We start from the raw sequence: 22,589 nt of genomic DNA on the forward strand, positions 1-22,589 counted from the left end.
TGTCCACCGGGGCCGCCGTGCTGCTTCCAACCACGCTGGCTCCGCCTTCGTCGTCGCTGTGCTCGTCGTCATCGCGCCGCGCACTCTGCGGCTCCTCGAGCACCTGCACTACCTGGGCTGGATCGGACGCTTACGCTCCTGAAGCCTCGGAGTGGGGTCTTCACCGCGCGTCGCGTGCAGCACCAGCCCGGCCAGTGCGGAGGCCCAGGCGAACTCCGCCGCGTACTCCCCCGTGTCCTTCTGCCAGGACTTCGTCATCCGCTCCACCACCTGGGAGGCGAGCTCCCACTGTCCCGCGGCCACCACGCCGGACAGGGGGACGAGCCCCCACGATGCGGGCGGTGGCGGCAGGTTGCGCCGCTCCAGGTGGAGGAGGAGGCGGCGCCAGTTCTCCGCAGCCCGGCAGAGGTTGAGGAAGAACGGCTGCGGACGGCCCTCCAGCAGGAGCGTGGCCGCCGCGATGTTGACGAAGCAGCGGCACAGCTCACGCACCTCCTCCACCAGCCGGTCCCGTTCCCCATCCGGGTCAATGTGCGAGATGAGGACCGGCGCCGCCGCTCCCGCATTCTCCCGCAGTTGATGGAAGTCGATGTCCATGTGTCCTCAGCGGTACTTGCCGTTCCAGCCGTTGGCGGGGAGGAACTTCACCCCTGTCAGCTTCGCGGCGGTCAGGGCGGCTTGGACGGCCGGGTCCACCATCGTGTAGCTGCGCAGGTGTTGCGGCCGGAAGACCTTCGGGCCCTCGGGCGGAAGGTCTTCCTTGAGTATCAGCTCCGACACACGGCTGATGTTGTCCTTGAGGATATGGCTCATCCGGACAGTGGAGCGCTCAAGGTCGATGACGTCCCGGTCTGCGACGACGTTCATGATGAAGTAGTCGCGAGACACGACGTCCTTCTGATGGTCCACGAGAGTGACGGGGAGGAACTCCACGTCCTGTGGCGTCAGCTCCAGGATGATGCGTCGCACCCGGCCGGAGACAATACGGATGTCCAGGATGCTGTCCATGAAGTCATAGAGCTTCCGCCGGTCCGGGTAGTTGGGCGAGAAGCCCATGCTGAGGCCGTCGGAGGGGTACTCGGCTGCCAGGCGTTGGGACACCAGGTAGCGCCATCCTTCAGGGCCGCCCTGCGGGTAGGCATCGAGCAGGGCGCCGTCGTTTCGGTCACAAAGTAGCGAGAAGCTCACAGGTTCTCTCGAAGTCACGGCGCTCCATCGCCTGCCGGGCGGACTCCAGCGCGAGCGCGAAGCCCGCGGAGCCGCCGCTAAAGAACCTCCATCGATCTTCCGGCCAGGACACGCCGAGTCCCTCTAGCGCCCGTCCCAGCACGCGCCGTCCCAGCCGCCGCCGCCAGCTCCGCGGGCCCCGAGCCATCCGAGAAGTCGGGCAGGGACAGGAAGATGCCTGCCTTGCGGCCCAGGTCCTCCAGCGACACATACGTGCGCAGGTCTTCCAGCGCCTCCATCGCAATCGCCACGAGCCTGCCTTCACCCGAGAAGCCGAAGGTCGACCCCAGCACCTCGCGGACGAAGACCGGCTGCGGCTTATCGTCGCCAGGAGCGAAGGTGGTCACCGACTCGGAGGGCTTCGACCGGACGATGCCCGCGCGGAAGGCGGCGCAGGCGGTCGTCGTGGGACCGAGGCTGGAGCACATCCCCACAGCAACCACTCGCATCTGCGCGTCCTCCGGTTCGAGCAGCCTATGCTACACGAATGCCGCTACCGGAATCGACGCCGCGCCTCTCACATCCCTCCGAGCTGCGCCTCCGGCTGCGCCGCGCGTAGTTGCACCAGCGAAGCGAGGCGGCTCTGCCATTCGTCCTTGGCCAGTGAGCTGGTGAACTCGCCCAGCACGGGCGCCACCACCGCTCATCCCGGCGGTAGGCCGAAGAGCATTCTCCTCAAGAAGGTGCGCGGCGCGCCCACGTTGGCGAAGCGCCTCCGTGGCGGCCAGGGGGCCTCATTCGCGCCTGCGGGCTTCCAGCCATAGAGGAGCCATCAAGGGCAGTGCTTTCAAGCTGGCTTCGCTCATCTCGTTCATTGAAGAGCACAGGGCATTGTGACGGCTATTCCCTTACCATTCAGAGCCCCCGTGCCCGTTGAGAGCGGTGCAACTTGTGCTCGTTCCGCTCGTCGCATGGCCCGGCCCCTCGTGGCTTCGGCTCTGCCTGTTGCACGTATGTCGCAGGAGCCTGCGGAATGGGGTGGAACAGGACGGGACCACACGGGATGCGGCGGGATGACGAACCTGAATCCTTTAATAGCCCGGGGACGATGGAGATGGTTGTCGGAGGCTGGACAAGCTCGGGCTTCCGCGCCGGACCTGAACCTCACGTCACCTGGAGCGGCTGCGAGAAGGACGCGGACTCCAGCAGCCGCCGCAACTGCCCGAGGTCCTCCTCCAGGTGCTTCCTCGCGGTGCGGACGAAGATCGGCGTGGTGAGGGTGAACAGGCCACTGAGCCGGGCCTGCGTGCGGAACGTCACGCGCGTCCCGTCCGGCGCCGGCTCGAACAGGCGCCAGCCCACCACCTGGATGTGCGGGATGCTCGCCCGGAGCACCACGCGCGTGGGAGGCAGGTACTCGAGCACCTCGACGGGCACGTGCGCGCGCCGGCCGAGCAGGTGCACCCGCTGGATGAGGTGGACCCCGGCTCCCAGCGGCCCCGTCGCCTCCACCTGCTCGACCACCGCGCTCCAGTCCGGGTCGTTCTTCGGATCACTCGCCAGCGCGAAGACCTCGTCCAGAGGACGCCGGATGAGCACGCTCTGCTCCAGTTCGACCATCTCGCCTGCCTGCCTCCCCGAGCGGATCCGAGCCCCCGGAAAGATGGGCCGTCCGCCGTGTCCTGTCCGAGCGCCACGCCAGGTGGCCTCCTCGCATGGTGTGCATCCAGGCGCTCGTGGACCGGCGCGCACCGCCCGGGGAGCATGCAACGGCTCCCGGACCGTCCATGGGCCAACAGTCCACCCGCCCCCGGCGCGATGACTAACTTCAGGGGCCATGAACAAGGCCTCCTCGCCCGCTCTCGAGACCTTCCTGCGGCTCCGAGCCTCGTTCTTCGAGCGCTACCTCGAGACGCAGCCCGAGGAGGCCACCACGCTCGGGCTGCACCACCTGGATGACCGGCTGAAGGACCTCTCCCCTTCCGCGCTGGGCGACGAGTACGCCTTCCACCGCGAGGTCCTCGCACGGCTCGAGCACCTCGACCCCGGGGAGCTCCCTCCCGAGGCCCAGCTCGACCGATGGGCGATGCTCGACGTCACCCGCTTCCACGTCCACACCTACGAGGAGCTGCGCGGCCACCGGCGCAATGTCGAGCTGTCGACCTATCCGCACACCATGTTGCAGTACCAGATCGGCCAGGCCGAGTCGTCCGAAGACTGGTCCGCCATCGCCAGCCGGGCCGCGCGCATCCCCACCTTCCTCCAGCAGCAGGAGCAGCTGCTCGCCGAGGGGCTCGCCACCCGGGAGCCCCCGGACCCGCACATCGTCCACGACTTCGCGGAGGACCACCTCCCCGTCATCGAGCGCTACTTCGAGCACCTCCCCGCCCTGCCCGGCGCGCACCAGGTGACGCTCTCCCCCGCGGAGGCGCGGCAGCTCCAGCAGGCGTCCCGCGAGGCGCAGCGGGCCTTCGCCGCCCACCGCCAGTTCCTCCGCGAGCACGTCCTGCCGCACACGCATACGCCCGTGGTGCTCGGCGCGGACGAGTACCAGTGGCGGCTGCGGCACATGTTCGGCCTCACCGCCTCGCCCGAGGAGCTGGTGCGCCAGGCCGAGGACGTGCTGGAGCGGGCCCGGGAATCCATCCTCCAGCTCTCCGGCCCGCTCGCCCGCGAGCTCCCCGGCGCCCCGTCCACCCTCTCCAACCTGGGAGAAGCCCGGGCCCTGCTGCTCGGACTGGAGACGGAGCACCCGGAGCGGGACGAGGACGTCATCCCCCTGTACCGGGAGCTCATCGCGCGCGCCGAGCAGTTCATCCACGAGCGGGAGCTGTTCAACGTGCCCGAGGGCCTCCGGCTGGGCCTCAAGCCGCTCCCCCCGGGCATGGTGGACGTGCGGGGCACCAACTGGCCGGCGCCGCTGTTGGATCCGCGCAAGGTGGGCTGGTTCGTGCTGGCGCCCATGGCGGCGGAGCATCCCATCGTCTGGGCCACGCTGCTGGCGGTGCACGAGGGCATCCCCGGCCACTTCCTCCAGAGCATCGCCTGGCAGCGCGCCTTCTCCGGGCACCCCGCGCCCGTGCGCTTCCTCCTGGTGACGGACCACGTGGCCATGGCGCGCGGCCACTTCGGGCCCATGCTCAACATCGAGGGCTACGCCACCTACGCCGAGGAGCGGATGCGGCGCGCGGGCTTCTACACCGCCGCCGAGGCCCTCACCGCGCTCGTGGCCCGGGCCCTGCGCGCCGTGCGCGTGGTGGTGGACATCGGCCTGCACACCGGGCGCATGACGGACGAGGCCGCCGTGCGCTACCTCGTGCACCACGCCTGCATGCCGGAGCCCAACGCGCGCCGCGAGGTGCTCCGCTACAAGCGCATTCCCCTGCAGGCCATCACCTACCTGCTGGGCGCGCTCGACTTCGAGCGGCTGGAGGAGGACTGCCGGCGCGAGCGAGGCAGCCGCTTCGACGAGGCCCGCTTCCACGACGAGCTCTTCTCGTTCGGCCCGGTGGCCCCCGCGCTCCTGCGGCGCTTCATGCTGACGGAGGCGTGACGTCCGGGAGCCAGCCCAGGAAGCGCGTGTCCGCGCCCCGCCTGCCCCGCGCGAAGTGCAGCACCCGCTTGAAGAGGGCATAGACGCGGAAGAAGGTCTCCAGGCCCACCCGGTCCACCGGCCGCAGGGGCCGGGCACTGCAGATGACCTTGGGGTCCGCGCAGCCCGCGTCGAGGAAGGCGATCACCCCCACCACCGGCACACGCAGCCGCTCGCCCCGGCGCAGCCGCGGGCCGAGCACCACCACGTCCAGCGGATCTCCATCCCCCGAGCCCAGCCCCGGAATGCAGCCGTAGTTGTAGGGACACGGCAGCGGGGAGATGAAGTCCACGCCCCCGTCCGCGCGCCGCTTCACCACGGAGAAGCGGGGGGACTCGATGAGCACTTCCGGCTCGCGCGGGAGCTCCGGAGGGAGGGAGAAGTCGGCCACCCGCGCTGTGTAGCACGACGGGGCGGACCGCCCGTCCTGCAACCAACGTCGTGGACCGGACTCTGTGCACCCGGTCACTCCGTGGCACGGGAAAATCCAGGTTCCCCTGGCCGCGGGCCCCGCCCCTGCCCACCTCACCCCGAAGCGGCAAAGGAGGGCGATGATGAGGCGGGGGTGGGCATTTCTCGGGCTTCTGGCCCTGGCGGCGTGTACGGGCGAGGAGGACGTCTCGAAGTTGCAGAAGACCGCGTGCGGGGACGTGCAGGCGGGCGCCCTCCCCACCCGGCCCGAGACGAACGATGGCCGCGAGTCCTTCCTGGTGCGCTACCGCTCGGGCTCGCGGGTGAGCGCGGCCGCGGTGCGGCGCCTGGGCGGCCAGGTGACGGCGCAGTACCACTCCGTCCCGGCGGTGGCCGCGCGCCTGACGCCCGAGGAGCGGGCCCGGCTCGCCGCGGATCCAGACGTGGAGCGCATCGAGCCGGACGTGCAGCTCGAGGCCCTGCGCCTGCCCACGGCGACGGCGGGCTCCGTGGATGAGTACACCAGCTCGGTGCGCATGGTGCAGGCGCCGAAGGTGTGGGACGCCAACGAGGACGGCGTGCTCGACACGGGAGCGCCCGTGGGCGAGGGCATCCGGGTGTGCGTCATCGACAGCGGCCTGGACCGGCGGCACCCCGAGCTGACCATCCCCTACGCGGGCGGCTACGACTTCGTGGACAACGACGACGACCCGAGCGACGAGACGGACGGCGTGAGGGGCATCGGCCACGGCACGCACGTGGCGGGAATCATCGCGGCGCAGCTCTCCTCGGGAGGCACGACCCTGGCGGGCATGAGCCGGGGCGGCATGGTGGGCGTGGCGCCCGGCGTGGAGCTGCTGATCGCCCGGGTGCTCAACGTGCACGAGACGGCCAGCATCGGCGCGGTGCTCTCCGCGCTCGAGTGGTGCGCGCAGAACAACGCCCGCATCGCCTCGCTGTCGCTCGGGGCCTCCACGGACCTGGGCAAGACGGCGCGAGAGGCCTTCCAGGCCGCGCAGGACAAGGGGATGCTGCTCGTGGCGGCATCGGGCAACGACAGCACCCCGGACCACGAATCACCCCTGAGCTACCCGGCGGCCTACCCGTCCGTGCTGGCCGTGGGCGCGGTGGACAAGAACGAGGAGGTGGCCACCTTCTCCAACCGGGGAAGCGGGCTGAGCCTGGTGGCGCCCGGAGTGGACGTGCTCTCCTCCATCAGCATGCAGGGGGCCACCGTGTCGTCGCTCGACGCGGAGGGGACGGAGTACACCTCCCGCTCGCTCTTGTTCTCGCCACCGGGGGAATACACGGGGCCGCTCGTCGACTGCGGCCAGGGCGAGTCCTACAACTGCAAGGGCTCGAATGTCTCGTGCGAGGGCTTCGTGGCCTACGTGCGGCTGACCGCGGACACGAGGGCCTCGCGCGCCGCGCAGAACGTGATGAAGCAGGGCGCGAAGGCCATCATCTTCGGCACCGACTACTCCGAGAACGAGCCCTGGATGAAGTTCCTGGACGGACCGGGGCTCCCGTGGGTGCCGTCGCTGGCGGTGGGCCGCGAGTCGCGAGCGGCCGTGCTCAACCACATGGGCCAGCCGGTGCACGTGAACCTGCGGGGCGTGGACTACGCCGAGTTCCCTGGCACCTCGATGGCCGCGCCGCATGTGTCGGCCGTGGCGGCGCTCGTGTGGAGCGCGCGCCCGGAGCTGACGGCGGCCCAGGTGCGCACGCTGCTGGAGCGCACCGCGAAGGACCTGGGCGACACGGGCCACGACGCGCGCTACGGCTACGGGCTGGTGCAGGCCAAGGCGGCGCTCGACGCGCTCCAGCAGCTGCCGTGACGGAGAGCGGACAGGGGCGCGCACCAGCGTCACATCCAGCCCAAAGGCAGCGCGATGGGCGTCCAGCACCTCACCAGACCCAACGGCTTGACCTGACCGTCAGCCACTCCCTGTAATAGGCGGGTTTGGCTTCCAACCCGGGGGCGGCCCGCCCGGAGAGGTGCGGCAATGTCGAGGCATTCTGTTGATACCCGCCGCGTGGACACGCGGCGGCCCTTGCGCGTGGGCGCGCTGGCCCTGGCGGTGTTGATGCTGGTGACAGCATGCGCCACGGGGGCTCCCATGGGTGGAGGGTTGACGGATTCCCGTTACCCTTCGCCCGTGCCGCACGACTCGCCCGAGTCGTGGGAGTTGGAGTTGGAATTGGAAGCCGACGACGGGAGCGCGAGAGAGGCTATTTTCAGTAAGCTTCCCACGGACTTCGCGCCAGTGCGGGTGAGTGACGCGGAGTTTTCGGCTGCCATGGCAACGCTTTGGCTGGAAACCCCGCTGCGGGTGGCCACCTCCCGCCCCCCGTTATATGTCGGCCGTAGATTGGCGTTGGCTTCCACCCCCTGAGCGGTGAAGCGTGGCAATCAGACCTGGCCCGCTCGTATGGGCACCACTGCGAGCGATGCGGCACCCCGGGAGACTGTCTGACGCTGTTTGAAGACGGGCCCGGCTTCCAGGATGACGACAAGCGCAGCCTTGCGCTTGCCCTGGCGGTGGGCCCTGCCCTGGAAGGAGTCAAAGCGGAAGTGGGGGCCATGCTCGACCCTACGCGAATGCTCGCGATGATCAGCATCAGTATTACGGCTTACATGGCGCTATTGTTGGCGCCAGTACCCGAGCCAATAACAAAAGGCGCGGCCCTGGTGTTTAGCGCCGCACTCTGGGGTTATCTCGGTTATGAATTCTTCGATCTGCTGCGGGCCTATGCGCGGCTTTACGAAGACGCACCCCGGGCCTCTTCCTTTGCGGAGTTGCGCGAGATTGGGGAGCGTTTCGGGCGTGTCATCGGTCCCAACAGCGTGCGGATTCTCGTGATAGTCGGGACGGCGGCGATAGGTGAAACTGCCGCCCTTGCATCCAAGGCCCCCAAACTCCCCGGATTCGCGCAAGCGTCGGAGAGAGTCGCAGCCGGTACCGGTTTGGGCCTGCTGGAGACAGCAACCGAAGCCGAGCGCCTCATTGTCTCCATGCCCGAGGAGACGCTCCGAATGGTGGTGGCGCCTCATGTCGTGGCCATGGCCTCTCGAGGCGTTGGCGCTGGGAGTCCCGCGCCCACTCGGGGTAAGCTCCTCCCCAACGGACACAGGGCGTGGGGGTCGTTCAATGGCTTCAAGTCGGCCATGGGGCCAGCGGGCAAAGGCAAGGAGTGGCACCACCTCGTTGAGCAGACAAAGGGAAACGTCAAGCGATTTGGCGGTGAGGCCATCCACAACACCGAGAATATCATTGCTCTAGACAAATCGCTGCACGACGAGGTGAGCGCCTTCTATTCGTCGATTCAGTGGATGGCCACCAAGTCCTCACGCCTGACGGTGAGACGATGGCTCAGCACTCAATCCTACGAAGCGCAGCGGGAGTTTGCCTTGCTAGCAATTGAAAACATCAAGAATGGGGTATGGTGATGGATCTGGGGAGCATCGCCGAGGACTTCGCCCAGAACGTAGCCGCGCAGACTGACGCGATCATGCGCGGCGACCGAAAGGGCGGGAACAAGTATGCGAAGCGCTACATCGCCGCTTACAAGAAGCTACGCGACCACGGCGAGGCGGGGCGGGATGCGCTCGCGGGCCTGTTGACGCATCCGCGTATGGACGTTCGGGTCAACGCGGCAGCCTGTCTGCTCAGTGATAGACCGGAGCAGGCCAGGCCCGTCCTCGAGGAAGCAGCCAAGGGGAAAGGCATGGTCCCGTTTCTGGCAACACGGGTTTTGAAGTATTGGGAAGAGGGCACCTGGAGCCTGGATGTCGATTAGCACCAATTCAGGGGAGACGTTCCCCTCGGGGGGAGCCTCATCCACCGTGGCTGCAATTCGAGAGGGGCTCACGCCCATCAGCGCGTCGGACGAGATGCCCAGGACGATGCTGATTCGCTTGAGGCGCGGAACGGACGGCATCACGGGGCTCTGATGCGAGCCCGCGCGCGTGTGTCGACGTGGGAGTCCGTGGCCCACACCGTGAGCCACGGGTTGAACAACGGGCCCGCTCAGAAGGGGGTACCGTTGACGCCTGTCTGGAATGCGCCATGCGTCTTCCACGATAATGGCCGGGCGAATCTCCCCGACTCCCATGCCCACCGAGCCCACCCTGCTGCGCTACATGACGCGCTTCCGCTGCATCGCGGAGCGCTGCGAGGACACCTGCTGCACGGGCCTGCGGGTGCCAGTGAGCGAGCCGCAGTGGGCGCGGATGCGGGCGGCGGTGGCGGGCAGCGCGGTGGAGTCGGAGCGCCTGCGCCAGTGCATCACTCCGAATCCCGGAGGCGCCTCCACGGAGCACGCGTTCATCCAGATGCGCCCGGATGGGCACTGCCCCCTGCTGGACTCGGAGCGGCTCTGCTCGCTCCAGCGCCGCCATGGGGACGCGGTGCTGCCGGACATCTGCGCCACCTTTCCGCGCGTCGTCACCCGGTGGGGCGAGCGGATCGAGGTCTCGGGGACGCTGGCCTGCCCGGAGGTGGCGCGCCTGTGCCTGCTGGAGGAGGACGCGGTGGAGCCCGTGCCCACGCCGCTCGAGGCCTCGCACGTTCCGCGGCCGGAGACGGCGAGACACATCGCCCTCGACGCGGAGGACGCCTGGGCCCGCCACGCCGAGACGGTGCGCGAGGCGCTGCTGCGGCTGCTGCACCGGCGCGAGTATCCCCTGCCCTCGCGGCTCGCGATGCTCGGGCATCTGGCGCAAGGGCTGGACGGCCGGGGCGAGGTGCTCCAACACTTCGAATCACCGGACGTGCTGGAGGCGGTACACCGGGACTTCTCGGGGCTGGCGCTTCCGGGAGGCCCGTGCGTGGGCCTGTTCAGCTCGGTGCTGAGGGCGCGGATGGCGGCGGGCCGGGGCGAGCGCTTCTCCACCCTGGCCCGGAGCGTCCTCGAATCGCTCGGGCTCCAGGAAGGGGCACCGGGAGACCTGGACGCGGCGTGGCGCACCTACGCCGAGCGGTGGCGTCACCTGGAGGCCCTGCACGGCGCGCGGGTGCACCAGTACTTCGACAACTACGCCGCGCACTATGTCTGGCGCAGCCCGCTCATCGACGCGCCGAGCCTGCTCGCGTACGTGTTCCGCCTGGCCCTGCGGGTGGGGCTGCTCCGCCTGACGCTCGTGGGCCATCCCCGGGTGGCGGAGCTGTGCCAGGAGCCCTCTCCCACCGCCGGCTCCCGGGAGCAGTTGGACCGGGCGGCGGTGGAGACGTTCCAGCTCGTGGCGAAGCACGTGGAACAGGCGCCGGACTTCCTGGCGCTCGCCGAGGGCCTCGTGGGCCCGGGACGCGGCGCGGACACCCTGGGCAAGGTGCTCGTCTTCGCGACGTTCTGAGCGGCTCAGCGCGGGACGAGCTCGAGGGCGAGCGCCGCCCCAGGAGGCCGGTGGCTCCACTCCTGGAAGGACGCACGGAACTCGTCCATCGTCCGAGCGAGCGCGCTTCCGGGACGCGGCGACAGGGCCTCGTGTCCCCCCGGGTCTCGCGAGGCGAGGCCGATGAAGAAGGGACCCTCGGGCGCCGTGTTCGGGAAGGGTCGCGCGAAGAGCCCGCGGTCCGCTTCCAGCCGGTACACCAGCGCCGTGAGATGCCCGAGCACCCAGCCCGAGGCCATCTCGCGCGACTCGGTTGAAGGCGCCTCGACGGAGACCCGGAGCCGCACGGGCAGCTCCGTCTCGAGGTCCACCGGCTCGAACAGCGCGGCCCAGGACGCCTCCGTTCCCTCGGCCCGAGCCCGCCGCACCACCTCGCGCGCCCGGGAGAGCTCGTCACGCAGCACCTGGAGCGTCGAGCGCGACACGTTGCGCGCGGTGTTGCGCGGCGGCAGCGCGGGAGCCACCACCGGCATGAGGTCCCTCCGGTCGCTGGCGCGGTAACCCGCCGTCTCGGAGGTCAGCGTCACGGGCCGGGGCCACTGCCAGGCGGAGAACGTCTCGAAGAAGTACGCGAGCAGCCCGCTGTCCGAGCGGGTGGCCTCGCGAGGCGCGTGCGTACACGCCCAGGCCACCAGCACCGACCACGACAATCCGCCCAGGTAGCCCAACGCGTGCGAGTACACCCCTCGCGCCTTCGCCCAGGAGCGCACGGCGCGAAGCACGGTGCGGAAGCGCTCGGCGCCCGCGCCTTCGTGCCCCACGCAGTCGAGCAGTGCCTGCGTATCCCTCCACCCGTTGAGCGAGCGGAAGCCCGGGGCATCCAGCCGCTCGCCGTACCGCGTCAACAGCTCCGTCGGAGGACAGGGCTCCACACCCTCGGGCCGGCGCGCGTAGGACACGTCGAAGTGCACCCCCTCGAGAGACAGCTTCACCAGGGGGAGCGCGGCATCGGCCACGAAGCGCGCGGCTGCGGGTCCCCCCTGCTCTGCCACGAGCCGGGTGAGAGCGTGGGCAAAGTCCTCGCGGGAGAGGCTCGCGGGCCCGACCGCCACCGCATCCACGTCACTCCCGGCGTTGTCCGTACCGAGCAGGTACGAGCCATACGGGAGGAGCTCCGCGCCAACCCGGGCACACAGGGCCGCGAGCCTGCCCACCACCGCCTGACGCACTTGCCGGGTCTCGGCGGAGGGACACACCCCGCGAGCAGACAACACGTCGCGGAGCACGTCCTTCTCCTCGGAGGAGGAACGGACATTCCTGGAGGGGCGAGGCCTTCCACCGAGCGGCACGCGCCGGCGGATTTCGAACGGGCCATCGCCGCGCTTGCTGGTGAGGCACACGTCGCTCACCTCGAAGCGAATCGGGCGCCAATCCCGCTCCCAGGAGGCCAACGTGCGCCGGATGGTGGCGGCCGGAGCACGCGGGAGCTGCCCGACGGTCAGGTGCGGAGTGAAGTCGAACTCGGGCTCACGGCCCCTCGACTCTCCTTTGGGGAACACCTTCACGAGCGCGGCGTGCAGGGCCTCGAGTGCACCGTGCGGACGAGCCTCCGGACGGAGCCAGGCCGTCACATCGCTGTTGTGCTCGAAATACCCGAAGCCCGAGAGCACCACCTCGAAGGGCTCGATGCCCCGGAGCGCCTCCGTGATGAGCGCTTCCGCCTCGCCGAAGGAGTCCTCGGGTACGAAGGGGAAGAGCAGCGTCACGTGGGGCATCCAGCGCTCGAACTTCGAGTCATGCACCGCACGCAGGGCCTGGATGGGAGCCCACACCTCCTCGGGAGGGACGAGCACCAGACACGACTGGCGGACGAGCGGCACCGTCATCGGCCGAGGCGTGGCCCTGGGGAGCGCGGGAGCCGGAGCCTGGGCGGAGGCGGCGTTACGTTTCAGCACGCAGCTCAGCCCGAAGTGGTCCGACGCGAAGAGCGCATCGCCTCCAGGACCCGGAGGGCCCGAGAGCGGCGCCTCGGCGAAGAGCTCCACCTCGTGCGGGACGAGCCGTCCGGAGGCCGAGCGCACGAGCACGCGGTCGAGGCGCTTGCGCTGACCGGAGGTGGTCGTGAGCGCGGCGAGCGTGTTGCGGGAGGGATCGAACGTGTACCCCGCGTCACCGGGCCGCAGCGCCGACCAGGCATCGACGAAGCCCGCCCTCGCGAAGTCCTGGACCTCGGGGGCGCCGTCGCCGAAGTTGAAATCACCCACGAGCGCGATGTCGGGCGGCGCGTGTCCCTCGTCTCCGAGAGAGCGGGCCCACTCGAGGAGCGCCTGGACCTGGACCGCGCGCGCCTTGGCTCTCACGGGGTCGCGGTCGCTCGTGAGGTGCGGCGTGACCACCCAGAGCGAGCCCCCCGGGAGTGCGAGCTCCCCCGCGATGATGCGCTTGTCACGGGAGAAGACGCACTGGCTCAGCGAGGCGAACGGATACCGGGAGAGAAGAACCTGCCCATAGGGCTCGACGGTGGAGGCCTCCGGTCCGTCCGAGACGAAGTAGTGCTCACGCACCCACTGCTTCTCGAGCAACGCTTGGAGGAAGGGCGCGGTGACCTCCTGCAGGGCGATGACGTCGGCATCGACCGAGCGCAGCAGGGAGATCGTCGCGGCGGTGCGCCGGTGCGTGGCGAGCAACTCCGGGTCGTACAGGTCGAACAGGACGTTGAACGTAGCGACCGTGAGCTCCGCGGGAGCGGACCGGGCGTCGATGGCGGCAGGCTGTTCCGCTTCGACCCAGGCATTGACTCGCGCGTCGTAGCGATGGACCGGCAGCGGCGTGAAGCGGGGAGCCGCCTCGCTGGTGGCAGCGGGCGGCGGTGGAGGCACAGGAGCAATCGGCTCCGAGTCCTTGAAGGTGAGGGAGGACAGCCGGTCGATGCGTTCCCGTCGGTCCCACACCCTCTCGTGACCGCGTTTGAAGTACCAGACGCGGTGCCAGGGAATTTCCCCATCGGGAGCGAACGCCCCGAAGGGCATCTCCTCCATGGTTTCGCCATGCGCGTCGTAGCCGATGACGAACTCGCGCGCGTCGAGCCGGGGGTCCCACCGGATGCGGTGGTACACCTCGCGGCTGGTCTGGAATCTGTCCTGAGACATGGAAGCAACCCTCGCGTCAGCGGGAAAAAGGCTCCCACGCGCCCCACCCGACGCCCTGCCCTCGCCGGTCCTGACATCCAGCCAAGCCGCCTGCTACTGGCCGCGAGAGAACAGCCGCCGCAGGTTCCGATGCCGCCAGCGGAAGGCCAGCCGGAAGAGCCCCAGTTGCAGCGCTCCCAAGGGGCCCAGCCGGGGGATGAACCGGACCGAGTCCGTGAGCCTGCACCCCATCTCCGTAGGGGTCACGATGCGCTCGTGGACCCATTGCCGCTGGGAAAGCATCACGGAGCGCTCGAGGAATCGGCGGCCGGACTCGAACTCGACGAAGGTCAGGTCGTCGTAGTCCATGGGCAGCAGCCCGAAGAGCAGGATCCAACTCCGGAACAGCCGCTCGCCGAACGGGGGCGGAGAAGGCAACCGGCCATCCGCTCCGGGCCACGTCATGCGCACCAGCGGGAAGAACTCCCGATTCACGCCCCTCATGTGCGTCGAGTGGGACCAGACCTCCTCGGGTGGCGCTCGGAGCTCCGAGGAGAAGGAGAAACCGTACTCCCGGTTCGACGGTGCCATGCCCTCGATGACCCTCACCCTGACCCTCTCCCAGAGGGAGAGGGAAACCTGTGCTCAGGCGGCCTGCTCGTGGACCACCCGCTCGTCACCGACGATGAGCCCGTCCGCCAGGCGCACGATGCGGTCTCCCACCTCGGCGGCCTTCAGATCGTGCGTCACCATCACCACCGTCAGCCCCCGCTCCCGCGTGGCCTCGCGCAGCATCCGCAGCACCTCGGCGCCCGTGCGCGAGTCCAGGTTCCCCGTGGGCTCGTCCGCCAGCAACACCGCCGGCTCCATCAGCAGCGCCCTCGCCACCGCCACCCGCTGCATCTCTCCACCGCTCAGCTCGTCCGGCCGGTGGTGCGTGCGGCCTCCCAGCCCCACCGTCTCCAGCAGCGCCTCGGCCCGCCGCCGCAGCTCCGTCTGCTCCCGGCCCGACAGCAGACCCGGCAGCATCACGTTCTCCAGCGCCGTCATCGTGGGCATCAGGTTGAAGAACTGGAACACGAAGCCCAGCCGCTCGCGGCGGAACGCGGACAGCTCGTCGTCCTTCATCCGCGACAGCTCGCGCCCGTCGATGCGCAGCGACCCCGAGCCCGCCACGTCCAGCGCGCCCAGCAGGTTCAGCAGCGTGCTCTTCCCCGAGCCCGACGGCCCCATCACCGAGAGGAACTCCCCCTTCGGCACCGTCAGCGACACGCCCGCCAGCGCACGCACCTCCGTGCGCCCGCGCCGGTACACCTTCGCCACGTCGACGGCTTCGATCATATCTCCGCCACACCCTCGCGCTCGGCCCAGCCCTCCAGGCCATTGGGCAGGCGGATGCGCACGTAGCGGCCCGTCTCCTCCATGACGCGCACCTTCAACCCGGGGTGCACCTCGAAGGCCACCTTGGCCTCCTCCTTGGGGAACTCCCGGGCGCGCAGCGTGGGCGCGAGCACCACCGCCTCGTGCAGCGTCTCGTGCACCCAGACGTGCGCGGCCAGCAAAGCTCCGGACGGCACCGACGCGGCCAGCAGCAGACCACCCACCACCGCCGCCCAGGCCCGGTTCCCCGGGCGCAGCACGCGGAAGAGCAGCAGGAAGGCGAAGCCCGTCAGCCACGTCCCGAGGAAGAGCCACGCCACCAGGTTGCCGCTCGTGGCGGCCACCACGCGCTGCACGAAGGGCTCCTCGGGCGCGGCGCCCACCACCTTGTCGAGCTGCTGGGCGCGAGCCATCGACAGGTTGGCGTCCAGGTCGGGCCCCTCACCGCCGGCCCTGCGCGAGCGCTCGAAGGCGAGCACCGCGCGTCCCAGGTCTCCCTGCGACAGGTACGTGGTGCCGAGGTTGTAGTGGATGTCCGGGCCCCCGAAGCCGCGCGAGAGCAGCTTCTCGTAGCCCTCGCGCGCGGCGGCGTAGTCCTGCTTCAGGTAGGACTCGTTGGCCTGCTGGAAGAGGAGCTGGGCCTCCTCGGGCGAGTAATAGGCCTGTCCCAGCAGCGTGGCCACGAGGATCGCGGTGATGGCGCTCACTTGTCCCAACCCTCCATGACGGCCGCGGCGTCATCCAGGATGCGCTCGCGGGCAGCGGCCTCGGCACCGGGGGCGAAGCGTCCGGCGTCACAGGCCTCCAGCACGAAGCGCACGCGCTGGCGGCGCTCGGCATCCACCCCGGCCTCGGCCAGCTTCGCGTCCAGCGCATCGCGCGTGAGTCCACCCACCGGCGCGCGCAGCCGGGCCTCCAGGAAGTGCAGCACGGCCTTCTCCACCTCGCCGTAGAAGGCGCTGGAGCTGCCCTCGCGCAGCTTCTCCGCCTCGGCCAGCCGCTTGCGCGCCGCCTTGGCCCGCTGCCGGTTGCGGCTGCCCTCGTCCGGGTTGGAGATCCGTCCGCGCACCAGCCCCACCAGGCCCAGCGCCAGCATCAGCCCCAGGGGCGACAGCAACGCCGGCACGAAGAAGGGCCGCTGCCACACGGCGGACGCGGGCTCCTCGAAGCGCGCCTGGTAGCGCAGCGGGCGCAGGCCGTTCGCGGTGAGGACGTTCTTCTGCTCGGCCGCGGCGTCCGTCACGTGCTGGGACGAGGGCGCCACGGGCGCGGAGGACACCCCACCCGCTCCGGGCTCCACCGTCAGCTCCACCGGCTCCGTGCGCGCCACCTCGTAGCGGCCCGTCCGCGGGTCGAAATAGGGGAACTCCAGCGCGGGCAGCGTGAAGGAGCCCGTGCGCTGCGGCATCACCAGGTACTCCTGCACCCGGCGGCCCTGGATGCGCCACTTGTCCGGTATCACCTTGTCGGTGGTGCTCGGGTCGTACACCTTGAGCGCGGGGGGCGCCTCCAGCTTGGGCGGGGTGACGTTCTTCACGTTGCCCGCGCCCTCGAGGATGACCTTCACCGTCACCGGCTGGCCCAGCTCCACCCGCGTCTGGGACACCTCGAGCGACAGGTCCCACTGGCCCACCTGGGCGCTCGACATGCCCTTGGGCCCGCCCGGCGGCAGCGGCTTCACCTCCACGTCCAGCGCGTTGGAGACGCGGTGCACCCGGTGGCCGGCGAAGAGGAAGCCGGTGGTGATGTCCGCCTCGGCGGCGGTGACGGCGAGGGTGCCGCTCTTCACCGGGAAGAGCGCGCGGCGGCGCAGCAGGTAGGTGCGGTAGGGAATGCCGTTGACGACGCGCTGCTCGCCGGTGAGCTGCGTGGGGCTCTCCACGTCCTCGCTCCAGAAGCCCTCCAGCTTGGGCATGGTCACCGCGTCCACGCTGGACAGGTCCACGCGCGAGTAGATGTAGAGCGACAGCGTCACCTGCTCGCCCACGTACACCTGCTTCTTGTCGATGGTGGCGCGCAGGAAGAGGTCCGAGTCCCCGCGGGGAATCCGCACGTCCTCCTGCTGGCGCCGGTCGTTCGGATCCTCGTTCTCCTCGTCGGCGAACGGGTCCGGCATGCCGCCAAAGGGAGCGGGGAAGTTGCGGAACGGATCCGGCGGCTGGCGGCTGGCCTGGGAGCGAGGCGGCTCGACATGGCCCCGGCGCGCCGTGATCTTGATGGGCTCGGTGCGCTGGGTGCGGCCGCCCGTGGTGAGCACGGCGGGCGGGATGGTGAGGGTGCCCGGACGGTTGGCGCGCATCAGCAGCACGTGCTTGCGCACCGTCTGGATGACGGGCGGACCGCCGCCGCTCATCTCGATGGAGCGCTGGGTGCTCTGCGAGGACGACAGCACCTCGAAGTCCTCGGGGGACGGGAACTGCACCTGCGCGTTGTCCGGAGGATCCACCACCACCACGGTGAGCTGGAACACGTCCTCCGTGCCCACCTCGTTGCGATCCACCGTCTGGTAGAACTCGATGGACGCCCACGCGGGCATCGCCACCAGCCACAGGGCGAGCGCGGCCAGCGCCGCGTGGCCGCTACCAGTCCTTCTCATTGGGATTCCTCGGCCTCTTCTTCTGCTGGAAACGCCACAGCTGGAGATTCTTCTCGTTCTGCTTCATCGCATCCAGCAGGCGCTCGGCCTCCTGGCGATCGATCTCCGCCTGACTGACACCGGCATCCACCGAGTCCATTTCACCCTCGGTGCCACCGTCCGATTCGGTGCCTTCCTCTTCGCTCGGGCCGCCATCACCCTGGCCGCCATCGCCCTCGCCGCCGTCACCCGGGCCGCCATCCTCGCCGCCATCGGCGCCACCATCCTGCTGGCCACCGTCGCCCTGGCCCGCATCGCCCTGGCCGCCATCCGGCTGGCCCGCGTCACCCTGCCCACCATCGGGCTGGCCACCATCCATGCCGCCGTCCATGCCGGCATCCTGGCCGCCGTCACTGCCCCCATCCTGGCCCGCGTCCGCTGGCGTACCACCATCCTGCTGACCCGCATCCGGACCCGCGTCCGGGCGGCCGCCATCCTGCCCGCCGTCCTGGCCACCATCCGAGCCTCCATCCGGGCTGCCCTTCTGGGGCGGAGGCAGGTTGCGCAGCAGCACCTCGTAGTTGTGCCGGGCCTGGGCGTCCGAGGGGTCCATCGTGAGCGCGCGGCGGTAGGCCTTGAGCGCCTCGCGGGTGTTGCCCGTCATCGCGTGGACGTTGCCCAGGTTGTAGGTGGCCTTCTGGCGCAGCTCCGGCTGGTTCTGCGTGTCCGCCACGCTCTGGAAGGCCCGCTGCGCTTCCTCGTAGCGGCCCAGCTTCATCAGGGCGTCGCCCCGGTTGAACTCCACGGCCGGGTCGTTCGGACGCTCCTTCTTGGCCTCCTCGAAGGCCGCGAGCGCCTCGTCGTAGCGGCCGGCGGTGTACGCCTGGCGGCCCTTCTGGATGAGCGGATGCTCCTTCTCCAGGAGCCCCGCGGCCCCCGCGCCGGACGGCAGCGCCAGTCCCAGCGCGAGCAGCAACCCCACTCCCACGCGCATGACCATGACTCCCCTGCTCACGACGGCCTCCGGCGCGCGGACGGCAGCAACAACATGCCCATCACCAGCAGCACGAGCCCCGGCAGGGCGAACATCTGGAAGCGCTCGTCGTACCGAACGGTGACGCGGCTCTCCAATTCGCTCTTCTGCATCTGCTCGATGCGCTCCAGCACCTGGGCCATGGCCACGCCGCGCGGCTGGTAATAGAAGGCGCCGCCGGTGGCCTCGGCGATGGAGGTGAGACCCGCTCGGTCCAGGCGGGTGATCACCGTCTCGCCGCTGCTGTCCTTCTTGTAGTCCACGAACTCGCCGCGGCGGTTGTAGAGGGGGATGGGCTCGCCCTGCTCGGAGCCCACGCCCACGGTGAGCACCTGGACGTTGGCCGCCTTGAGCGCCGCCACGGCCTCGTCCACCTCGCCCACCAGGTCCTCGCCGTCGGACAGCAGCACCACCACGCGCTCCTTGGCGCCGCGGTCCGCGTTCTCCAGCACCTGCTTCGCCAGCACCAGCGCATCGCCGATGTTGCTGCCGCCCTGGGGCATCTGCTCGGGGTCCACCGCGCGCAGGAAGAGCTTCACCGCCGAGTAGTCCGAGGTGAGCGGCGACTGGATGAAGGCATCCCCGGCGAAGGCGACCAGGCCCACCCGGTCTCCCTTCAGCTCATCCAGCAGCGTGGTGAGCTCCAGGCGGGCGCGCTCCAGGCGGCTGGGCTGCACGTCCCGCGCGAGCATGGACTTGGAGGCATCCAGCACCACCACCACGTCGATGCCGCGGCGTTTCGTCAGCTCGCTCTTGGTGCCACACTGGGGCTGGGCCAGTGCCAGGCCGAAGAGCAGCAGGCCCATGCCGTAGAAGCCGCCCTGCACCGCCGGGCGCCAGCGCGAGGTCCCGGGGGCCAGCTTGTCCACGAGCCGCTCGTTGAGCAGCGCGCTCACGCGGGAGCGGCGGCGCAGCGCCGACAGCAGGGCCAGGGTGCCCACCAGCCCGCCCACCACGCACAGCGCGAGGTAGCCGGGCTTCGCCAGGCCCATCTGGTAGCCGAGGAAGAGGAAGCGCAGGGGCTCCATCAGCTTCCCGAAGAAGTCCGTCAGGAAGGTGGGCGTCACGGAAACACCCTCAGGAAGGTGGCGCGCAGGAGCAGTTCCAGCGCGGCCAGCCCGAAGGCCAGCAGCAGGTACGGGTGGTAGTCCTCGCGGTAGTTGGCCGTGGCCCCACCCTCCATCAGCTTGGAGCGCTCCAGCGAGTCCAGCACCTTCTGGAGGCCCAGCTTGAGGCCCTCCGGATCCGTGGCGCGGTAGTACTCGCCGCCCGTCTGGTCGGCGATGTCCTGGAGCAGCTCGGGGTTGATGGGAATCTCCGTCTCACGCCAGACGGTGTTGCCGAACAGGTCCGTGCCCTGGGGGAAGGGCACCTTGCCGCCCTTGCCCACGAGGATGGTGTAGATGGGGATGTTCAGCGACTTCGCCATGTTGGCCGAGTCCAGCGGCGAAATCTTGCCGGAGTTGTTGTCGCCGTCGGTGATGAGCACCACCACGCGGCTCTTGGCCTCCGAGTCGCGCAGGCGGTTGAGCGCGGTGGCGAGCGCGTCACCAATCGCGGTGCCGTCCTCGAGCACGCGGGTGCGCAGCTGGCGCAGCACCTCCTTGAGCACGCCGTAGTCGAGCGTCAGCGGGGACTGCGTGTAGGCCGCGCCGGCGAACACCACCAGGCCGATGCGGTCATTGACGCGATTGCCGATGAACTCGGCGAGCACCTCCTTGGCCACGTGGAGGCGGTTCTGCGGGCGGAAGTCGCCGGCCTCCATGGAGGTGGACAGGTCGAGCGCGACGACGATGTCGATGCCCTCGACGCTGGAGTCCCGCACGCGCGCGTCGCGGGACTGGGGCCGGGCGAGCGCGACGACGGCGGCGGCCACGGCGAAGACGCGCAGGAAGGGCAGCAGCGGCAGCAGGTACGTGCGCAGGCCGCGGCCGTGGCTGGCGAGCACGTGCGCCGCGGAGAAGCGCAGCACGGCACGGGAGCGCCGCTCGCGCCAGGCCCACCCGAGGAGGACCGGGATGAGCAGCAATCCCCACAGCAACTCGGGGTTATGAAACGCGGGGACCGGAGGCATGGGACACGGGAGCGGCCTCGGGGAGAGGCGGCACGAGAGGGGGCCAGGTCTTGTCCAGCAGCTCGTAGCCGAAGGCGAGCGCCTCGCGGCACGACTCCGGCGACGACTCGGCGCGGGCGTATTTGACCAGGTCGGACTCGGAGACGAAGCGCATCAGTCCGTCCTCGGGGAACTGGAGGGGCTGCTTGCGCCGCAGCTCCACCATCAGCTCCGAGCTGGTGCACTCCAGGGCGTCGAAGCCGTAGCGCTCGCCCAGGTAGCCACGGATGATCTCCGACAGCCGGAAGTAGAAGTCCTTCACCCGGCCCTGGGCGGGCAGGTTCTCGGCCTTGAGCCCCTCCAGCGCCTGGCGGGTGCGCACGTCCAGGGGCAGCAGCGGCTTGACCTCGGCCAGGGGGCGGTTGCGGTACTTCTGGAAGAGCCGCCACGCCACCATGCCCACGGCGATGGCGGCCAGCAGCCCCAGCAGCGCCCACACGAGCGTGAGGGAGCGGACGGCCACCTCGGTGGGCGGCTGGATGTCCTTGAGGTCCGCGCCCTCCGCCTGGGCGTCCTCGGGCAGCGTGCCGGCCACCTCGAGGGTGCGGCCCGGCGCCATGTAGCGCTTGGGGCCCTCCGGCGTGGTCACGAGGAAGGGCAGCTCGGGCAGCGTGAGCATGCCGAGGTTGAAGGCGGACAGCTTCAACCGGAAGGTGGTGACGGCGGGCTCCTTGCCCGTCTCCGGAGGCGTGCGCGCCTGGGACAGCAGCTCGAAGTCACCCAGGTCCGGCGGCAGCTCCAGCTCGTAGCGCTGGTCCGCCGGGTGGGTGATGACCAGCTCGTAGACGAAGGGCTCGCCGAGCAGCACCTGCTCCGGCTGCACGCGGGCCTGGAATCCCTCGGGCTCCACGGCCGGCAGCTTCGCGAGCGCCTGCTGGGACGGAGCGGGTGCCGGCTCCTGGGCCAGGGCCGGCGAGACGAGGAGGAAAGCACCGAGAGCCAGCCACCTCATGCCGCCATCCTCCGGGAGCGGGCGCGGAAGAAGCGCACCAGGGCCATGCCGTGATCATCGCCGGTGCTCAGTTCCACGTGGTCCAGCTCCAGCTTCTTGAAGAGCCTGCGCCGCTCCTCGCGTTGCGCCTGCATGGCCCGGGCGAAGCGGCCGCGGACGAGCGGGTCGCTCGTGTCCACGATGAAGCGCTCGCCCGTCTCGGGGTCCTCCATCTCCACGAGACCCAGCCGGGGGAACTCCTGCTCCAGCGGATCCTCGATGACCACGGGGACGAGGTCGTGCTTGCGGCCCACCAGGCGCAGCGGCGGCTCGTACCCATCCGCGAGGAAGTCCGAGATGAGGAACGTCACCGTCTTCCGGCGCGCCAGGCGGCTGAGGTAGGTGAGGCCGGCGGCGAGGTCCGTCCCCTTCCCCTTGGGCTGGAAGGTGAGGATGTCGCTCACCAGGCGCATGACGTGCGTGCGGCCCTTGCGCGGCGGCACCACCTTCTCCACCTGGTCCGAGAAGAGGATGAGGCCCACGCGGTCGTTGTTGGCGATGGCGCTGAAGGCGATTTGAGCGGCCACCTCGGCGGCCACCTCCGACTTGGAGCGCTCGCGCGAGCCGAACTCCTTGGAGGCGGACACGTCCACCAGGAGCATCACCGTGAGCTCGCGCTCCTCGGTGAAGACCTTGACGTAGGCCTCGTTCATGCGGGCGGTGACGTTCCAGTCGATGATGCGGATTTCGTCACCGGGCTGGTACTGCCGCACCTCGGAGAAGGCCATGCCCCGGCCCTTGAAGACCGAGTGGTACTGGCCCGCGAGCATGTCCGACACCACCTTGCGGGTGCGGATCTCCAGCTTGCGGATGCGGCGGATGATGTCCTTGGCGAGCACGGCGCGCCCCCTGGGCTGTCCCGGG

The 22,589-nt window shown here is 69.9% G+C and carries 19 protein-coding genes and 1 pseudogene; 5 read left to right on the forward strand and 15 right to left on the reverse strand.

The genetic code is table 11. From position 1 onward, the window contains the following. Positions 1–108 precede the first annotated feature (108 nt). The 4 genes from AC16DP_RS49830 to AC16DP_RS49845 all read right to left on the reverse strand — a co-directional run bounded on the left by AC16DP_RS49830 (position 109) and on the right by AC16DP_RS49845 (position 2,787). Positions 109–597: a hypothetical protein gene (locus tag AC16DP_RS49830; protein ID WP_329729409.1), complete on the reverse strand. Its 489-nt coding sequence runs from the start codon at positions 595–597 to the stop codon at positions 109–111. Between the two features lie 6 nt (positions 598–603). Beyond that, the gene (locus AC16DP_RS49835) at positions 604–1,188 is read right to left on the reverse strand and encodes an imm11 family protein (protein WP_329729410.1); all 585 of its coding nucleotides are present in this window, start codon (positions 1,186–1,188) and stop codon (positions 604–606) included. Positions 1,189–1,265: 77 nt separating this feature from the next. Then, positions 1,266–1,676 (reverse strand): hypothetical protein, encoded by a 411-nt coding sequence (locus AC16DP_RS49840; RefSeq protein WP_329729411.1) that lies wholly within the window; start codon positions 1,674–1,676, stop codon positions 1,266–1,268. Positions 1,677–2,331: 655 nt separating this feature from the next. Next, positions 2,332–2,787 carry an SRPBCC family protein gene (locus tag AC16DP_RS49845; protein WP_329729412.1) on the reverse strand — a complete coding sequence of 152 codons (456 nt, stop codon included), beginning with the start codon at positions 2,785–2,787 and terminating at the stop codon, positions 2,332–2,334. A gap of 217 nt (positions 2,788–3,004) precedes the next feature. Here AC16DP_RS49845 and AC16DP_RS49850 point away from each other — a divergent pair, with 217 nt between their 5' ends. Continuing rightward, positions 3,005–4,720, forward strand: coding sequence for a DUF885 domain-containing protein (locus AC16DP_RS49850; RefSeq protein ID WP_329729413.1), 1,716 nt, complete (start codon positions 3,005–3,007; stop codon positions 4,718–4,720). Here the strand turns inward: AC16DP_RS49850 and AC16DP_RS49855 are convergent. Next, positions 4,701–5,150: an inorganic diphosphatase gene (locus tag AC16DP_RS49855; RefSeq protein WP_329729414.1), complete on the reverse strand. Its 450-nt coding sequence runs from the start codon at positions 5,148–5,150 to the stop codon at positions 4,701–4,703. The two genes, AC16DP_RS49850 and AC16DP_RS49855, sit on opposite strands and share 20 nt — an antisense overlap. Positions 5,151–5,310: 160 nt before the next feature. Here AC16DP_RS49855 and AC16DP_RS49860 point away from each other — a divergent pair, with 160 nt between their 5' ends. The 4 genes and pseudogenes from AC16DP_RS49860 (at position 5,311) to fliB (ending at position 10,526) form a co-directional block, all read left to right on the forward strand. Next, on the forward strand, positions 5,311–7,008 hold the full coding sequence (locus tag AC16DP_RS49860; protein WP_329729415.1) for a S8 family serine peptidase: 1,698 nt from the start codon (positions 5,311–5,313) through the stop codon (positions 7,006–7,008). Between the two features lie 168 nt (positions 7,009–7,176). Beyond that, positions 7,177–8,621 (forward strand): annotated as a pseudogene (gene sitA5, locus AC16DP_RS49865) (SitA5 family polymorphic toxin). Further along, a complete protein-coding gene (locus tag AC16DP_RS49870) occupies positions 8,615–8,971 on the forward strand; it encodes a DUF2019 domain-containing protein (RefSeq protein WP_414640724.1) in 357 nt (118 codons plus the stop codon). The pseudogene sitA5 and the gene AC16DP_RS49870 overlap by 7 nt, the downstream one beginning before the upstream one ends. A 313-nt stretch (positions 8,972–9,284) precedes the next feature. Next, on the forward strand, positions 9,285–10,526 hold the full coding sequence (fliB, locus tag AC16DP_RS49875; protein WP_329729417.1) for a flagellin lysine-N-methylase: 1,242 nt from the start codon (positions 9,285–9,287) through the stop codon (positions 10,524–10,526). A gap of 5 nt (positions 10,527–10,531) precedes the next feature. On the opposite strand, the gene AC16DP_RS49880 is transcribed toward fliB, so the two are convergent. The 10 genes from AC16DP_RS49880 to AC16DP_RS49925 form a co-directional block, all read right to left on the reverse strand. Beyond that, on the reverse strand, positions 10,532–13,654 hold the full coding sequence (locus tag AC16DP_RS49880) for a poly(A) polymerase (protein ID WP_329729418.1): 3,123 nt from the start codon (positions 13,652–13,654) through the stop codon (positions 10,532–10,534). A gap of 93 nt (positions 13,655–13,747) precedes the next feature. Beyond that, positions 13,748–14,242 carry a hypothetical protein gene (locus AC16DP_RS49885; protein ID WP_329729419.1) on the reverse strand — a complete coding sequence of 165 codons (495 nt, stop codon included), beginning with the start codon at positions 14,240–14,242 and terminating at the stop codon, positions 13,748–13,750. A 36-nt stretch (positions 14,243–14,278) separates the two neighbouring features. Continuing rightward, positions 14,279–14,974 carry an ABC transporter ATP-binding protein gene (locus tag AC16DP_RS49890; protein WP_329729420.1) on the reverse strand — a complete coding sequence of 232 codons (696 nt, stop codon included), beginning with the start codon at positions 14,972–14,974 and terminating at the stop codon, positions 14,279–14,281. Further along, positions 14,971–15,720: an SH3 domain-containing protein gene (locus AC16DP_RS49895; RefSeq protein ID WP_329729421.1), complete on the reverse strand. Its 750-nt coding sequence runs from the start codon at positions 15,718–15,720 to the stop codon at positions 14,971–14,973. The genes AC16DP_RS49890 and AC16DP_RS49895 overlap by 4 nt, the downstream gene beginning before the upstream one ends. After that, on the reverse strand, positions 15,717–17,609 hold the full coding sequence (locus AC16DP_RS49900) for a BatD family protein (RefSeq protein WP_329729422.1): 1,893 nt from the start codon (positions 17,607–17,609) through the stop codon (positions 15,717–15,719). Before AC16DP_RS49900 ends, AC16DP_RS49895 begins: the two co-directional genes overlap by 4 nt. Next, positions 17,593–18,588 carry a tetratricopeptide repeat protein gene (locus tag AC16DP_RS49905; RefSeq protein WP_329729482.1) on the reverse strand — a complete coding sequence of 332 codons (996 nt, stop codon included), beginning with the start codon at positions 18,586–18,588 and terminating at the stop codon, positions 17,593–17,595. The genes AC16DP_RS49900 and AC16DP_RS49905 overlap by 17 nt, the downstream gene beginning before the upstream one ends. A gap of 11 nt (positions 18,589–18,599) precedes the next feature. Next, entirely contained in the window at positions 18,600–19,649 is a 1,050-nt protein-coding gene (locus AC16DP_RS49910; RefSeq protein ID WP_329729483.1) for a VWA domain-containing protein, read from the reverse strand. Between the two features lie 35 nt (positions 19,650–19,684). After that, entirely contained in the window at positions 19,685–20,695 is a 1,011-nt protein-coding gene (locus AC16DP_RS49915) for a vWA domain-containing protein (protein ID WP_329729423.1), read from the reverse strand. Next, positions 20,670–21,686 (reverse strand): hypothetical protein, encoded by a 1,017-nt coding sequence (locus tag AC16DP_RS49920; protein ID WP_329729424.1) that lies wholly within the window; start codon positions 21,684–21,686, stop codon positions 20,670–20,672. The genes AC16DP_RS49915 and AC16DP_RS49920 overlap by 26 nt, the downstream gene beginning before the upstream one ends. After that, complete coding sequence (locus AC16DP_RS49925) at positions 21,683–22,564, reverse strand: DUF58 domain-containing protein (RefSeq protein ID WP_329729425.1); 882 nt, start codon at positions 22,562–22,564, stop codon at positions 21,683–21,685. The genes AC16DP_RS49920 and AC16DP_RS49925 overlap by 4 nt, the downstream gene beginning before the upstream one ends. Positions 22,565–22,589 lie beyond the last annotated feature (25 nt).

The sequence above is a fragment of the Archangium sp. genome (assembly GCF_057119385.1).

Coding starts and splice junctions, on each gene's coding strand:
- fliB (WP_329729417.1), top strand. CDS start 9,285: ATGCCCACCGAGCCCACCCTGCTGCGCTACATGACGCGCTTCCGCTGC.
- AC16DP_RS49840 (WP_329729411.1), bottom strand. CDS start 1,676: ATGCGAGTGGTTGCTGTGGGGATGTGCTCCAGCCTCGGTCCCACGACG.
- AC16DP_RS49900 (WP_329729422.1), bottom strand. CDS start 17,609: ATGAGAAGGACTGGTAGCGGCCACGCGGCGCTGGCCGCGCTCGCCCTG.
- AC16DP_RS49905 (WP_329729482.1), bottom strand. CDS start 18,588: ATGGTCATGCGCGTGGGAGTGGGGTTGCTGCTCGCGCTGGGACTGGCG.
- AC16DP_RS49890 (WP_329729420.1), bottom strand. CDS start 14,974: ATGATCGAAGCCGTCGACGTGGCGAAGGTGTACCGGCGCGGGCGCACG.
- AC16DP_RS49870 (WP_414640724.1), top strand. CDS start 8,615: ATGGTGATGGATCTGGGGAGCATCGCCGAGGACTTCGCCCAGAACGTA.
- AC16DP_RS49915 (WP_329729423.1), bottom strand. CDS start 20,695: ATGCCTCCGGTCCCCGCGTTTCATAACCCCGAGTTGCTGTGGGGATTG.
- AC16DP_RS49860 (WP_329729415.1), top strand. CDS start 5,311: ATGATGAGGCGGGGGTGGGCATTTCTCGGGCTTCTGGCCCTGGCGGCG.
- AC16DP_RS49920 (WP_329729424.1), bottom strand. CDS start 21,686: ATGAGGTGGCTGGCTCTCGGTGCTTTCCTCCTCGTCTCGCCGGCCCTG.
- AC16DP_RS49910 (WP_329729483.1), bottom strand. CDS start 19,649: ATGGAGCCCCTGCGCTTCCTCTTCCTCGGCTACCAGATGGGCCTGGCG.
- AC16DP_RS49880 (WP_329729418.1), bottom strand. CDS start 13,654: ATGTCTCAGGACAGATTCCAGACCAGCCGCGAGGTGTACCACCGCATC.
- AC16DP_RS49845 (WP_329729412.1), bottom strand. CDS start 2,787: ATGGTCGAACTGGAGCAGAGCGTGCTCATCCGGCGTCCTCTGGACGAG.
- AC16DP_RS49830 (WP_329729409.1), bottom strand. CDS start 597: ATGGACATCGACTTCCATCAACTGCGGGAGAATGCGGGAGCGGCGGCG.
- AC16DP_RS49850 (WP_329729413.1), top strand. CDS start 3,005: ATGAACAAGGCCTCCTCGCCCGCTCTCGAGACCTTCCTGCGGCTCCGA.